Raw genomic sequence first — 14,134 nt, 5'->3', positions numbered from 1 at the left:
GTTCATTCCAGCCCGGCCAGCAATTGGCCGATGCCTTGCAAAGTAAGGATATGGTCGGGTTCGTGCAGGGCCAGCGCCGCTTCGGGCATGGTCGAGACCTGGGCTTCATTGGGGTCCTGGACCACCGTGATCCCGCCCAGCGCCCTGACCTTCGCCAAGCCACAGGCGCCATCGTTGTTGGCGCCGGTCAGCACCACAGCCAGCAATTTCTGGCCGTAGACATCGGCGGCCGATTCAAACAACACATCGATGGACGGCCGCGAATGATGCAGCGGCTCCTCCAGGCTCAACGACAGGCTACGGTCAGCCTCGACCGACAAGTGATAGCCGGGCGTGGCGACATATAAGGTTCCCGGCACGATGTCTTGCTTGTCCCGGGCTTCCTCCACCGGCACCGCCAGACGATGTCCGAAGACACGGGCCAGTTGGCTTTCGCGCTCGTCCGGCAAATGCAATACCACCAAAATGGGCACGCCAAAGCCTTTGCGCAGGTGTCCGAAGACCTTGAGCAGCGCGTCGACGCCACCGGCCGATGCACCGACGACAACGGCCTCGATGGGCGGGTTGGATCTGTCCTTCGTCTGGTTCATAACTTGCGATAGATCCGTTCCTGTTTGACCAACGGCTCGAATCGATGGCCGTAAGCCGAGAAATCCAACGTCTCCTTACTGCCCAATACCAGGAAACCACGGTGACAAAGGGACTCATGAAACAATCCGAACGCCCGATCCTGTAGTTTTTTATTGAAATATATCAATACATTGCGACATGAAATCAACTGAGTTTCTGAAAAGACACTGTCGGTCGCCAGGCTGTGATCGGCAAAGGTCACGTTCTCGCACAGGGTCTTGTCGAACATCGCATAATCGTAGGCGGCGGTATAGTAATCGGCAAACGAGCGCCGGCCTCCGGCCGCCTGGTAGTTCTGGGTGTAGGTACGCACGTTCTCCAGGGAGAAAATCCCCTGCTTGGCTTTTTCCAACGAGCGCGGGTTGATATCGGTGGCATAGATGAGCGTGCGGTCCAGCAGGCCTTCTTCGCGCAGCAGGATCGCCATGGAGTAGACCTCCTCCCCAGTGCTGCAACCGGCGATCCAGATCTTGAGCGAAGGATACGTCCTGAGCAGCGGCACGATTTCCTCGCGAATGGCCAGGAAATGCGTGGGGTCGCGAAACATCTCGCTGACCGGGATCGTCAGCAGTTGCAGCAGTTGCATGAACGCCCCTGGGTCATGCAGCACGCGCTCCTGCAAGGCCGAAATGGTCTTGCACTCGAACTGGCTCAGCGCATGGTGGACCCGGCGCTTGATGGACGCACCGGAATAGTCGCGAAAATCGTAGCTGTACTTGAGGTAGATCGCTTCGATCAACAAACGAAGTTCAATGTCAGTGTCACGTTCCACTAAATTCTTTCCATATTCGGCAACCACACGCGAATCAGCGAGAACAGACGATCCAGATCGATCGGTTTGGCCAGGTAGTCGTTGGAACCCGCCGCCAGGCAGCGCTCCTGATCATCCTTCATGGCCTTGGCCGTCACGGCAATAATGGGCAGCTTGCGCCAGCGCGGGTCCTTGCGGATCAGCGCGGTGGCTTCGAAACCGTCCATCTCCGGCATCATTACATCCATCAGCACCAGGTCGATGTCGTCGAATTCGTTCAGGCGATCGATCGCCTCCAGGCCGTTACGGCCGATGACAACAATCGCCCCCTTCGCCTCCAAGGCGCTGGTCAAGGCAAAGATGTTGCGCACATCGTCGTCCACCAGCAGCACCTTGCGGCCTTCAAACACCTTGTCGCGGCTACGGGCGGTCTTGAGCATCCGCTGCCGTTCATGGGACAACCGGGATTCGACTTTGTGCAGAAAGAGTGTCACCTCATCCAGCAGGCGCTCTGGCGAACGGGCTCCCTTGATGATGATCGAGCGCGAATACTTGCGCAGTTCGGCCTCTTCGTCGCGGGTCAGGTTGCGCCCGGTGTAGACGATCACCGGCGGAAAGGAACAGATGTCTTCGCTGGACATGCGCTTGAGCAGGTCATTGCCGAGCATGTCCGGCAACTTGAGGTCGATGATCATGCAGTCGTAGACGTTGGTCCGCAACAGGTCCAGGGCTTGTTGGGCCAGGCCGACGGCGGTGATCTCGATATCGTCATCGCCGATCAGCCGGGTGATGCTGTCGCGCTGCAAGTCATCGTCTTCCACCAGCAACACCCGCTTGACCTTCTGGGTCAGCTTGGCTTCCAGGCGGGCGAACACATCCTTGAGTTCTTCGCGGGTGGTCGGCTTGACGGCATAGCCGATGGCGCCCATGTGCATGGCGGCTTCGACGCGGTCTTCGACGGAAATCACATGCACCGGAATGTGCCGGGTTTCGGCCCGCTCCTTGAGCCGCTGCAACACCGTCAGCCCGGAGTGATCCGGCAGGCGCATGTCCAAAAGGATCGCGTCGGGAGCCAGTTGCAAGGCCAGGTCGAAGCCTTCATCGGCACCGTGGGCCACCAGGCACTGGTAACCGAGCTCATGGGCCAGGTCGAACAGGATGCGGGCGAACTTGGGCTCGTCCTCGATCACCAGGATGCACCGGGTGTCGAACGGCGCCTTGTCGCGGTCGTCGGCAAATCGGGCAATCGGCGTATCCACTTCAGCGATCAGCGGTGCCGGTGCGGCTTTTGGTGCCGCCGGCGCTGGCGCGGTGGCCGTCGGGATGAATGTCAACGGCTCTATCGGCGATTCTCCGGGCTCGACATAACGTTCAGGCATTACCAGCGTAAACACGCTGCCCTGCCCCGGCTCGCTGGAAACGCTGATCGAGCCGCCCAACAACGTGGCCAGGTCCCGGGAAATCGACAACCCCAGGCCGGTGCCACCGTAACGACGATTAGTCGTGCCATCGGCCTGGCGGAACGCTTCGAAGATGCTTTGCTGCTGATCGGCGGCGATGCCGATCCCGGAGTCGCGCACCATGAACGCGATGCCCGAGCCCGGCTGCCCGGCCACCGACAGGCTGACGGTGCCTTGCTCGGTAAATTTCACGGCATTGGAGAGCAGGTTCTTGATCACCTGTTCCAGGCGCTGGCGGTCGGTGTAGAGCATCGCTGGCGCATCGGGCAATACCTGGACCTCGAACTCCAGGCCCTTGTCGACTGCCAACGGCTCGAACATGTCCCGCAGGCCCTCCACCAGACGCTGCACGCTGGTGTTTTCCGGGCGCACTTCCAGCTTTCCAGCCTCGACCTTGGAGATGTCGAGAATATCGTTGATCAGGTTCAACAGGTCGTTGCCGGCGGAGTAGATCGACTCGGCAAACTTGACCTGTTCCTCGCTGAGGTTCTGCTGCGGGTTTTCCGACAGCAGTTTGGACAGGATCAACGAACTGTTGAGCGGCGTGCGCAGCTCGTGGGACATGTTGGCCAGGAACTCGGATTTGTACTTGCTCGAACGCTGCAACTCTTCGGCGCGCTCCTGCAACTGGATCTGGGCCAGGTTCAGCTCGCTGTTCTTCTGGTCCATGGCGTCGCGCTGTTCGGCCAATTGCTCGTTGGTCTGCTCCAGTTCCTGCTGCTGGGCTTCGAGGTGGGCCTGGGACTCCTTGAGAATGCGCGACTGCTCTTCCAGTTCCTCGTTGGCAGTCTTGAGCTCTTCCTGCTGCACTTGCAGTTCTTCGTTCAACTGCTGGGTTTCGGCCAGCACTTCCTGCAAGCGCTGGCGATAACGAGCGGCCTCGATGGAGGTGCCGATATTGCCGGAAATCAGCTCCAGCATCTCAATGTCGCGCTCGGTCAATGGCCGCAGGAAGCCCAATTCGATGACACCGTTGATCCGGTCATCGTCACTGGTGGGCGCCACCAGCACGCTGTTGGGCAGCCCTTGCCCCAATCCGGAGCTGACTTTCAGGTAATCGTCCGGTACGTCATCCAACCGAATGAGACGCCCCTGTCGGACGGCTTGGCCAGCGATACCTTCACCGTCGACGATCACCTGCTGCTGTGCGTCATCCTCCCGGGACAAGCCATAGCTGGCGACGCGCTTGAGCACGCCATTTTCTTCCCGCACATAGAGCGCAGCCACCGCCACACCCAGGTACTTCGCACAGAACTGCAAGATATTGCGGCCCAACAGGTCCAGGGACAACTGCCCCAGGACCTGCTCGGCCAGCTGCGTCTGGCCATTGCGCAACCAAGCCTGCTTCTCCAGGTGCAGGGCGCTGCGTTGCTGGACTTTCAGGCTGGCGCTGTAGCTCTCGGACAAGCTCAACAGATCCCGGCGACCGACGTAGGCCAGCAATCCACTGACTGCGGCGACGAACAGCAGGTACAGGCCAATGCTCCAGACGGTGGTGGTGCGCACGTCCTGGTTACGCGCCGCACGCAGTTGCTGCTCGGTATCGACGATTTCCTCGAAAGTTTGGCGGATCTCGTCCGTCAAGCGCTTGCCGCGCCCGGACCTCGCCGCACTCCGGTAATCCCCGCTGCTGCGTTGCAGGTCGATCAAGCCCTGGGCGTACGTGGACCATTCCGTCTGGATCGCTTGTATCTTGTGCAGCCGGTCGGTCTGGACGGGGTTGTCGGCTGTCAATTCCAGCAGTGTATCCAACGCGACGGCGATCCGCGGCTTGGCCACTTCATAGGGCTCGAGAAAGTGCTCGTCACCGTTCAACAGGTAGCCACGCATGCCGGTTTCCAGGTCCACGCTCAGCTTGAGCGCCTCATTGGCATTATTGATCACCCGGTCGGTATGCCCGACCCACTGGATCACCGACAGCAGGTACGTGACAAGGATGATGAAAAACACCGAGCTGAGGGCGCCCATGCCCAGCGGCAGGCTGATATTGCGGCTCAGGAGTTTGCGAAAACTTTGCTCGTCGACCGAAGACGAAGGAGTCATGGAAAGGGCCTTGGTGGACAGTTGAAAACCGTGGAGTTTGCCCGAAAAACGGCGCTTGGATCCACATTATCTGACGAGTCAAAGGCGCAAGTCCCGCGACGATCTACCTTGTAGCAAGGAAGCGACTATCCTTGTCAGCTCTTGTACTATAGATCCTTTCTTGTACAACCTTGGGAACTTGTGCCGCCTCGGAGCTTACTCATGAAAGAGGCCGTTTTTTTCGAGTCTCCCTCCCGCTCCCTCCTTCGAGAATGTCGACTATGTCCACCCCTCCTCCTGCCACCCAGTCCACTATCCTGGTCGTCGAAGACGATGACATTGTGCGGATGTTGATCGTCGACGTGCTGGAGGAGCTGGAATACCAAGTGCTGGAGGCGGACGGTTGTGAACAGGCGCTGGCGTTTTTGCGCAACGACGCGCAACCCATTGCACTGATGATGACCGACGTCGGCCTGCCGGTCATGGACGGGCGCGAATTGGCGAAACAGGCCCGAGCCGTGCGGCCACAACTGCCTGTGCTGTTTGCCAGCGGTTACGCTGAAAGTATCGATGTGCCGGAAGGCATGTCGGTGATCGGCAAGCCTTTCTCCATCGACCAGTTGCGAGACAAGGTCAAACGCATTCTTTCTTGAGCCGGATCGTATTCTTGGTCACTATCGGCGCCCCGCGCGCCGACAGCGCCTGATCCGCTTCGAGGAACCCCCTGCTCATGCATCACCCCACCGCCACCAAGGTCCTGGTTATCGGCTATGTCTGGCCCGAGCCGCGCTCATCGGCTGCCAGCGGGCATGTCATGCAGATCCTCGACACCTTCCTCGGACAAGGCTGGGACATCACCTTCAGCAGTCCGGCGGGCCCCGGTGAACAGCGCGCCGACCTGGTCGCGCTGGGTATCCGCGAAGTACCGATCGAACTCAATAGCAGCAGCTTCGACGCCTTCATCAGTGAGCTGGCGCCGGACATCGTGCTGTTCGACCAATTCATGATGGAAGAACAGTTCGGCTGGCGGGTCGAGAAGCACTGCCCCGGTGCCCTGCGGGTGCTGGAGACGTCAGACTTGCAGAGCCTGCGCCACGCTCGGCACCAGCGCTTGAAAGACCGCCTGAAGCAGGATGAGGCTGGCGAGGATTTCAGCGACCTCTTCGCCCCAGCCCTGGACGAGGAGTTCCAGCGGATGGCCGACACCGACCTGGCCAAACGGGAAATCGCCGCATTGTACCGCTGCGACCTCAACTTGATGGTGTCCGAGGTTGAAATCGAACTGTTGGTGGAGCACTTCGGGTTGCCCCGCAACCTGCTGCACTGGTGCCCGTTGATGCTGGACCTGCCCGGCGAGCCGTCGGCGCCGTTCGAGGACCGGGCGCATTTCCTGAGCATCGGCAACTTTCGCCACGCACCGAACTGGGACGCCGTGCTCTGGATGAAAAACGCCATCTGGCCACTGATCCGCCAACAATTACCCGGCGCGCAGCTGCATCTGTACGGCGCCTACACCCCGCCCAAGGCCGCCGCGCTGCATAACCCGGCCCAGGGCTTTCACATCATGAACTGGGCGGAGGACGCCTTGCAGGTGATGTCGGCGGCACGCATCTGCCTGGCGCCGCTGCGTTTCGGCGCCGGCATCAAGGGCAAGCTGATCGATGCCATGCTCTGCGGCACCCCCAACGTCACCACGCCCGTGGGGGCCGAAGCCATGCACGGCGACATGCCCTGGCCCGGCGCGATTGCCCAGAGCGCCGAAGGCATCGCCAATGCGGCGGTGCAGTTGTATCGCGATCAGGCGCGCTGGACCCTGGCCCAGGATGCTGGCCTCGCCTTGCTGGAAAATCGCTACCGGCAACAGGTGCACGGCCCGGCGCTGATCGACAGCATCAACGCTTGCCGGGCGGACCTGGCACAACGACGTCGGGACAATTTCACCGGCAGCATGCTGCGTCACCACCAGCACAAAAGCACCCAATACATGTCCCAGTGGATCGAAGAAAAAAACCGCAACGGTTAGACGTCAGAGTGGCAGCCGCCTGGCGAAGGGGGCATTATCCAATGGCGATAACAATAAAAGCGCCAGGCCCATGACCCGTACAGCCAGAATCACCGACCCCTCCTACGAGTTGATGGACGACCATAATGGGTTGTCCATCATCTACCGTCAGCACGGTTTTCCCTGCCCGCTGGTGCGCTGGCATTTCCACAAGGAATACGAGCTGCACTTGATCGTCGCCAGTTCCGGCAAAGTGTTCATTGGCGATTACATCGGCAACTTCTATCCGCAGTCACTGTTCCTCACCGGCCCCAACCTGCCCCATAACTGGATCAGCCAGGTGGCCGAGGATGAAGTGGTGCACAAGCGCGACATGCTGGTGAACTTCACTGACGAGTTGTTCGAAAGCGGCCACCAGGTATTCGCTGAACTCAAGACTGTCGCACCGCTGCTCGAACGTGCCCAATACGGCATCGAGTTCCGCTGCAAGCGCACCATCCGCCAGGCCATGACCCTGATGCAGCGCATCGCCGATTCCCAAGGCATGAGCCGCCTGGGGTATTTTTTCATCCTGATGGAGCTGCTGGCCGCCACGGATGACTACCAACTGCTGTCCGGCGCGACCTCTGCGCAAACGGCAGACGAACACAGCATCGACCGCACCAACCGCGCGGTGGACTACATCTTTGCCCATTACGCCCGGGAACTGTCCCTGGAAGAAGTGGCCGAGCACCTGGGCATGAAACCCACCTATTTCAGCCGGGTGTTCAAACAGGCCACCGGTCGCTGCTTCATCGAATTCGTCAATCGCCTGCGCATCAGCAAATCCTGCGAGTTGCTGGCCGACGGTGATAAACCGGTGACGGACGTGTGCTTTGAATCGGGTTTCAACAACATTTCCAATTTCAACCGGCGTTTCCAGCAGCTCAAGGGCATGACCCCATCCCACTACCGGCGGCTGGCGGTGCAGCGGTTGACCGAGCAGAACCAGGGCTGACATTTTTCTCACCCAATCCCCTGTGGCGAGGGAGCTTGCTCCCGCTGGGCTGCGAAGCAGCCCCCTATATCAGCCTTTCGCACCGAGTTGTCAGGGGAATTGTTGAGGGCCGCTGCGCGCCCCAGCGGGAGCAAGCTCCCTCGCCACAGGTTCTTTGTCCGGCCTGAAGTGGCAGGCATCAATCCCTCCAGTGCAAAAAAGTATCAGTGAAAGTGCGACGGATGATTTGTCACGCCGTCCATTGAGGGCTGTAATCAGCGCACATTCTTCCCTTCATCCGGAAGACACAAAAACAATAACTGTCCTTCTGCCGCCCTCGGGCGCGGAAAAGGAGTGCGCGATGAAACCTTCGGTAAAAGCTCTGCTTGTCTCCACCTGCATGACCCTCAGCAGCGTCAGTTTCGGCGCACAGACCCTCACCATTGCCACCGTCAACAACAGCGACATGATCCGCATGCAAAAGCTCTCGAAAACCTTCGAGGCCGAGCACCCGGACATCAAGCTCAACTGGGTGGTGCTCGAAGAAAACGTGCTGCGCCAGCGCCTGACCACCGACATCGCCACCCAAGGCGGACAGTTCGACGTGCTGACCATTGGCATGTACGAAGCTGCACTCTGGGGCGCCAAGGGCTGGCTGGAGCCGATGAAGGACCTGCCGGCCTCCTACGACCTGGACGACGTTTTCCCTTCCGTGCGCGATGGCTTGTCGGTCAAAGGCTCGCTGTACGCCCTGCCGTTCTATGCCGAAAGTTCGATCACCTATTACCGCACCGACCTGTTCAAAAACGCCGGGCTGACCATGCCCGAACACCCGACCTGGAGCCAGATCGGTGAGTTCGCCGAAAAACTCACCGACAAAGCCAAGGAACAATATGGCCTGTGCCTGCGGGGCAAGGCCGGTTGGGGCGAGAACATGGCGCTGATCACCACCCTGGCCAACGGTTATGGCGCGCGCTGGTTCGATGAGAAGTGGCAGCCACAATTCAATGGACCCGAATGGAAGGAAGCACTGAATTTCTACGTCGACAACATGAAGAAATCCGGCCCGCCGGGTGCGTCCAGTAACGGCTTCAACGAAAACCTGGCGCTGTTCAACAGCGGCAAATGCGCGATCTGGGTCGATGCCAGCGTCGCCGGTTCGTTCGTCACCGACAAGACCCAGAGCAAGGTGGCCGATCACGTTGGATTCACCTTCGCCCCCCACGAAAAAACCGACAAGGGCACTTCGTGGATGTACTCCTGGTCGCTGGCCATCCCGACCAGCTCCAAAGCCAAGGACGCGGCCACGGTCTTTACCACCTGGGCGACGTCCAAGGAATACAGCCAATTGGTCGCCAAGACCGACGGCATTGCCAACGTACCGCCAGGCACCCGCACCTCGACCTACAGCGACGAGTACATGAAGGCTGCGCCGTTTGCCAAGGTGACCCTCGAATCGTTGAAAGTCGCCGACCCGAAAGCGCCAACCCTCAAGCCTGTGCCCTACATCGGCATCCAGTTGGTGACCATTCCCGAGTTCCAGGCCATTGGCACCCAAGTGGGCAAGTTCTTCTCGGGCGCGCTGACCGGCCAGCAGACCGTGGACCAGGCGTTGACCGCAGCGCAGTCCACCACCGAACGCGAGATGAAACGCGCCGGGTATCCAAAATAAGGTCTGCATTTCTCCAATTGTGGCGAGGGAGCTTGCTCCCGCTGCGGGCGAAGCCCGCCCTGGCAATCCAAGGATTGCCAGTCGAAATGGGCCCGCTGCGCGGTCCAGCGGGAGCAAGCTCCCTCGCCACAGGGAATGCGTCGCACAAGAGTAAACGTTCATGAATAGCTCAACGACAACCGCCAAAGCCCCCATCGAGATTGCCCCGCCGCCGGCACGCAAGATCCGCCTGGCGAACCCCGGTTGGTTCCTGGTCAGCCCTTCGGTGGCCTTGTTGCTGCTGTGGATGATCGTGCCCCTGGGCATGACCGTCTACTTCTCGATGATCCGCTACAACCTGCTCTACCCCGGCGAAAACGAATTCGTCGGGCTGGAGAACTTCACCTACTTCCTGACCGACTCGGGTTTCATGCCCGGTGCCACCAACACCTTGTTGCTGGTGGGCAGCGTGCTGCTGATCAGTATCGTGCTGGGGGTGTTGATCAGCGCGCTGCTGGAGGCCAGTGAGTTTTTTGGTCGCGGTATCGTCCGTGTGCTGCTGATCTCGCCGTTCTTCATCATGCCCACCGTCGGCGCGCTGATCTGGAAGAACCTGATCTTCCACCCGGTCTCGGGCATCCTCGCCTCGGTGTGGAAACTGTTCGGCGCCCAGCCAGTGGACTGGCTAGCCCATTACCCGCTGCTATCGATCATCATCATCGTGAGCTGGCAATGGCTGCCCTTCGCGATCCTGATCCTGATGACCGCCATGCAGTCGCTGGACCAGGAACAGAAAGAGGCCGCGCGCCTGGACGGTGCCGGCCCGATCGCGATTTTCTGGCACCTGACCCTGCCGCACCTGGCCCGCCCGATTGCCGTGGTGCTGATGATCGAGACGATCTTCCTGCTGTCGGTGTTCGCCGAGATTTTCACCACCACCAACGGTGGCCCTGGCTACGCCTCCACCAACCTGGCCTACCTGATCTACAACCAGGCACTGGTGCAGTTCGACGTCGGCATGGCTTCGGCCGGTGGCCTGATTGCCGTGGTCATTGCCAACATCGCCGCCATCATCCTGGTCCGGATGATCGGCAAAAACCTCACCGACAAGCACTGAGGCCGTCGCCATGACTCTTCAACAATCCCGTCGCCTGCAAAGCCTGCTGCTGGGCACGCTGGCCTGGGCCATCGCGATCCTGATCTTTTTCCCGATCTTCTGGATGGTGCTGACCAGCTTCAAGACCGAAATCGACGCGTTCGCCACGCCGCCGCAGTTCATCTTCACGCCGACGCTGGAGAACTACCTGCACATCAACGAGCGCAGCAACTACTTCAGCTTCGCCTGGAACTCGGTGGTGATTTCCTTCAGCGCCACCGCCCTGTGCCTGCTGATTGCAGTACCGGCGGCCTACTCCATGGCGTTCTATGAAACCCAGCGCACCAAAGGTACGTTGCTGTGGATGCTCTCCACCAAGATGCTGCCGCCAGTGGGCGTGCTGATGCCGATTTACCTGCTGGCCAAGCAATTTGGCCTGCTGGACACGCGTCTCGCGTTGATCGTTATCTACACGTTGATCAACCTGCCCATCGTGGTCTGGATGATTTACACCTACTTCAAGGACATTCCCCGCGACATCCTCGAAGCCGCGCGCCTGGATGGCGCCACCCTATGGCAGGAGATGGTCCGCGTACTGCTGCCGATTGCCAAGGGCGGCCTGGCCTCCACTGTGCTGCTGTCACTGATCCTGTGCTGGAACGAGGCCTTCTGGTCGCTGAACCTCACCTCCTCCAAAGCCGCGCCACTGACGGCGTTGATTGCCTCCTATTCCAGCCCGGAAGGTTTGTTCTGGGCCAAATTGTCGGCCGTCTCGACCCTGGCCTGCGCGCCGATCCTGATTTTCGGCTGGATCAGCCAGAAACAGCTGGTGCGCGGTTTGTCCTTCGGCGCGGTGAAATAACGCGCCCTACACAATAATCAGAAGTGGAGGCCCATCATCATGGCCAACCTGAAAATCAAGAATCTGCAAAAGGGTTTCGAAGGTTTCTCCATCATCAAGGGCATCGACCTTGAGGTGAACGACCGCGAGTTCGTGGTGTTTGTCGGCCCGTCGGGCTGTGGCAAGTCCACGCTGCTGCGGCTGATCGCCGGCCTTGAAGAGGTCAGCGACGGCACCATCGAACTGGATGGCCGGGACATCACCGAAGTCAGCCCGGCCAAGCGCGACCTGGCGATGGTGTTCCAGACCTACGCCTTGTACCCGCACATGAGCGTGCGCAAGAACATGTCCTTCGCCCTGGACCTGGCCGGCGTGCCCAAGGCCGAGGTCGAGAAGAAGGTCAACGAAGCGGCGCGCATCCTCGAACTGGGTCCGATGCTCGAGCGCAAGCCCAAGCAACTGTCCGGCGGCCAGCGCCAGCGTGTAGCGATTGGCCGGGCCATCGTGCGTAACCCGAAAATCTTCCTGTTCGACGAACCGCTGTCCAACCTCGACGCCGCCCTGCGGGTGCAGATGCGCCTGGAACTGGCACGCCTGCACAAGGAGTTGCAGGCGACCATGATCTATGTGACTCACGACCAGGTCGAAGCCATGACCCTGGCCGACAAGGTGGTGGTGCTCAATGGCGGGCGTATCGAACAGGTCGGCTCGCCGTTGGAGCTGTATCACCAGCCGGCCAACCTGTTTGTCGCCGGGTTCCTCGGCACGCCGAAAATGGGCTTCCTCAAAGGCAAGGTCACCGGCTTGGACAGCCAGGGCTGCGAGGTGCTGCTGGACGCCGGCACGCGTATCAACCTGCCGCGCAGCGGTGCCAACCTGAGCGTCGGCGGCGCGGTGACCCTGGGGATTCGCCCGGAACACCTGAACCTGGCGCAACCGGGTGATTGCACGCTGCAAGTCACCGCCGACGTCAGCGAGCGGCTGGGCAGCGACACCTTCTGTCACGTCGTCACGGCCTCCGGCGAAGCCTTGACCATGCGCGTTCGCGGTGACCTGGCGAGCCGTTTCGGCGAGCAACTGAGCCTGCACCTGGACGCTGAACACTGCCACTTATTCGACGCCGAGGGCGTTGCGGTGACCCGTGCGCTGCGCGCCGCCGCCTGATTACCGAGACCTGCGATGAAACTCAACCGACAAAACCTGCACAACCTCAACCCCGACGTAGCCCTGCCCGCCTACCCCTTGGGCGACATCCGCCAGGGCATCGCCCATATCGGCGTCGGCGGTTTCCACCGGGCGCACCAGGCCTACTACACCGATGCGCTGATGAATACCGGCACCGACCTGGACTGGGCCATCTGCGGCGTGGGCCTGCGGGCCGAGGATCGCCGTGCCCGGGATGACCTGGCCAGCCAGGACTACCTGTTCACCCTGTACGAACTGGGTGACACCGATGACACCGAAGTCCGGGTGATTGGCGCGATCAATGACATGTTGCTGGCTGAAGATGGCGCCCAAGCGCTGATCGACAAACTGGCCGATCCGCAGATCCGCATTGTCTCGCTGACCATCACCGAAGGCGGCTATTGCATCGACGACAGCAACGGCGAGTTCATGGCCCACTTGCCACAGATCCAGCACGACCTGGCCCATCCTGACGCTCCGAAAACCGTCTTCGGTTTCCTCTGCGCCGCCCTGGCCAAGCGCCGCGCGGCCGGTATTCCGGCGTTCACGTTGATGTCTTGCGATAACCTGCCCCACAACGGCGCGGTGACCCGCAAGGCGTTGCTGGCCTTCGCCGCGTTGCGCGACGCGGAGCTGGGGCAGTGGATCGACCGCAATGTCAGTTTCCCCAATGCCATGGTCGATCGCATCACGCCCATGACCAGCGTGGCCCATCGCCTGCAACTGCATGACGAACATGGCATCGACGACGCTTGGCCGGTGGTCTGCGAACCGTTCGTGCAATGGGTCCTGGAAGACAAGTTCGTCAACGGTCGCCCGGCCTGGGAAAAGGTCGGCGTGCAGTTCACCGATGACGTCACACCCTATGAAGAGATGAAGATCAAGCTGCTCAACGGCAGCCACCTGGCGTTGACCTACCTGGGCTTTCTCAAGGGTTATCGCTTCGTCCACGAGACCATGAACGACCCGCTGTTCGTGCGTTACATGCGCGCCTACATGGACCTGGACGTGACGCCGCAACTGGCGCCAGTGCCAGGCATCGACCTGACCGACTACAAGAACACCCTGGTGGAGCGCTTTTCCAATCAGGCGATTGCCGACCAGTTGGAACGGGTCTGTTCGGACGGCTCGTCGAAGTTTCCAAAATTCACTGTGCCGACCATCAACCGCTTGATCGCCGACGGTGGCCAGACTCGCCGCGCGGCGCTGGTGGTGGCGGCCTGGGCCGTATACCTGAAGGGCGTGGACGAGAACGGCGTAACGTATTCAATCCCGGACCCACGGGCAGCGTTTTGCCAGGCACTGGTGGCTGACGATGCGCTGGTGACCCAGCGGATGCTGGAGGTGGAAGAAATCTTTGGCACCGCCATTCCCCGCTCGCCGGAGTTCGTGGCAGCATTCGAATGGTGCTGCAACAGCTTGCGCGAGCATGGCGTCACGCGAACGCTTGAGCGCGTGCTGGCTGACGCGGACTAACGGTCCGCTTTTGTGGCGAGGGAGCTTGCTCCCGCTGGGCTGCG

The 14,134-nt window shown here is 60.6% G+C and carries 11 protein-coding genes; 8 read left to right on the top strand and 3 right to left on the bottom strand.

What is annotated here, in order from left to right:
* Nucleotides 1-2: 2 nt before the first annotated feature.
* From TK06_RS04035 to TK06_RS04025, 3 genes are read right to left on the bottom strand one after another with little or no spacing between them, the layout of a single operon-like run.
* Entirely contained in the window at nt 3-590 is a 588-nt protein-coding gene (locus TK06_RS04035; RefSeq protein WP_063320932.1) for a chemotaxis protein CheB, read from the bottom strand.
* Complete coding sequence (locus TK06_RS04030) at nt 587-1,402, bottom strand: CheR family methyltransferase (RefSeq protein WP_063320931.1); 816 nt, start codon at nt 1,400-1,402, stop codon at nt 587-589. Before TK06_RS04030 ends, TK06_RS04035 begins: the two co-directional genes overlap by 4 nt.
* The gene (locus TK06_RS04025) at nt 1,402-4,884 is read right to left on the bottom strand and encodes a response regulator (RefSeq protein WP_063320930.1); all 3,483 of its coding nucleotides are present in this window, start codon (nt 4,882-4,884) and stop codon (nt 1,402-1,404) included. Before TK06_RS04025 ends, TK06_RS04030 begins: the two co-directional genes overlap by 1 nt.
* A gap of 260 nt (nt 4,885-5,144) precedes the next feature.
* On the opposite strand from TK06_RS04025, the gene TK06_RS04020 reads away from it, so the two are divergent.
* The 8 genes from TK06_RS04020 (at nt 5,145) to TK06_RS03985 (ending at nt 14,090) form a co-directional block, all read left to right on the top strand.
* Nucleotides 5,145-5,516, top strand: a complete 372-nt coding sequence (locus TK06_RS04020) for a response regulator (protein WP_063320929.1) — start codon at nt 5,145-5,147, stop codon at nt 5,514-5,516.
* Between the two features lie 77 nt (nt 5,517-5,593).
* The gene (locus tag TK06_RS04015; protein WP_063320928.1) at nt 5,594-6,886 is read left to right on the top strand and encodes a glycosyltransferase; all 1,293 of its coding nucleotides are present in this window, start codon (nt 5,594-5,596) and stop codon (nt 6,884-6,886) included.
* Nucleotides 6,887-6,956: 70 nt separating this feature from the next.
* Nucleotides 6,957-7,862: an AraC family transcriptional regulator gene (locus TK06_RS04010; RefSeq protein ID WP_063320927.1), complete on the top strand. Its 906-nt coding sequence runs from the start codon at nt 6,957-6,959 to the stop codon at nt 7,860-7,862.
* Nucleotides 7,863-8,202: 340 nt separating this feature from the next.
* Entirely contained in the window at nt 8,203-9,513 is a 1,311-nt protein-coding gene (locus TK06_RS04005) for an ABC transporter substrate-binding protein (RefSeq protein ID WP_063320926.1), read from the top strand.
* Nucleotides 9,514-9,673: 160 nt separating this feature from the next.
* Complete coding sequence (locus TK06_RS04000) at nt 9,674-10,609, top strand: carbohydrate ABC transporter permease (RefSeq protein ID WP_053184628.1); 936 nt, start codon at nt 9,674-9,676, stop codon at nt 10,607-10,609.
* A 10-nt stretch (nt 10,610-10,619) separates the two neighbouring features.
* Nucleotides 10,620-11,450 (top strand): carbohydrate ABC transporter permease, encoded by an 831-nt coding sequence (locus TK06_RS03995; RefSeq protein ID WP_003202324.1) that lies wholly within the window; start codon nt 10,620-10,622, stop codon nt 11,448-11,450.
* Nucleotides 11,451-11,489: 39 nt separating this feature from the next.
* Entirely contained in the window at nt 11,490-12,593 is a 1,104-nt protein-coding gene (locus TK06_RS03990) for an ABC transporter ATP-binding protein (protein WP_063320925.1), read from the top strand.
* Nucleotides 12,594-12,608: 15 nt separating this feature from the next.
* Nucleotides 12,609-14,090 carry a mannitol dehydrogenase family protein gene (locus TK06_RS03985; RefSeq protein ID WP_063320924.1) on the top strand — a complete coding sequence of 494 codons (1,482 nt, stop codon included), beginning with the start codon at nt 12,609-12,611 and terminating at the stop codon, nt 14,088-14,090.
* The last annotated feature ends 44 nt before the right edge of the window (nt 14,091-14,134 follow it).

This window comes from Pseudomonas fluorescens (genome assembly GCF_001623525.1).
GTDB classification, from domain to species: domain Bacteria; phylum Pseudomonadota; class Gammaproteobacteria; order Pseudomonadales; family Pseudomonadaceae; genus Aquipseudomonas; species Aquipseudomonas fluorescens_Q.
The sequence above is the reverse complement of the archived record's forward strand: the minus strand, read 5'-3'. Positions and strand labels throughout refer to the sequence as shown.

Bases quoted from the DNA above. Each gene is read 5' to 3' on its own strand.
- TK06_RS03990 (WP_063320925.1), top strand. From the start codon at position 11,490: ATGGCCAACCTGAAAATCAAGAATCTGCAAAAGGGTTTCGAAGGTTTC.
- TK06_RS04025 (WP_063320930.1), bottom strand. From the start codon at position 4,884: ATGACTCCTTCGTCTTCGGTCGACGAGCAAAGTTTTCGCAAACTCCTG.
- TK06_RS04010 (WP_063320927.1), top strand. From the start codon at position 6,957: ATGACCCGTACAGCCAGAATCACCGACCCCTCCTACGAGTTGATGGAC.
- TK06_RS04035 (WP_063320932.1), bottom strand. From the start codon at position 590: ATGAACCAGACGAAGGACAGATCCAACCCGCCCATCGAGGCCGTTGTC.
- TK06_RS03985 (WP_063320924.1), top strand. From the start codon at position 12,609: ATGAAACTCAACCGACAAAACCTGCACAACCTCAACCCCGACGTAGCC.
- TK06_RS04005 (WP_063320926.1), top strand. From the start codon at position 8,203: ATGAAACCTTCGGTAAAAGCTCTGCTTGTCTCCACCTGCATGACCCTC.
- TK06_RS03995 (WP_003202324.1), top strand. From the start codon at position 10,620: ATGACTCTTCAACAATCCCGTCGCCTGCAAAGCCTGCTGCTGGGCACG.
- TK06_RS04015 (WP_063320928.1), top strand. From the start codon at position 5,594: ATGCATCACCCCACCGCCACCAAGGTCCTGGTTATCGGCTATGTCTGG.
- TK06_RS04020 (WP_063320929.1), top strand. From the start codon at position 5,145: ATGTCCACCCCTCCTCCTGCCACCCAGTCCACTATCCTGGTCGTCGAA.
- TK06_RS04000 (WP_053184628.1), top strand. From the start codon at position 9,674: ATGAATAGCTCAACGACAACCGCCAAAGCCCCCATCGAGATTGCCCCG.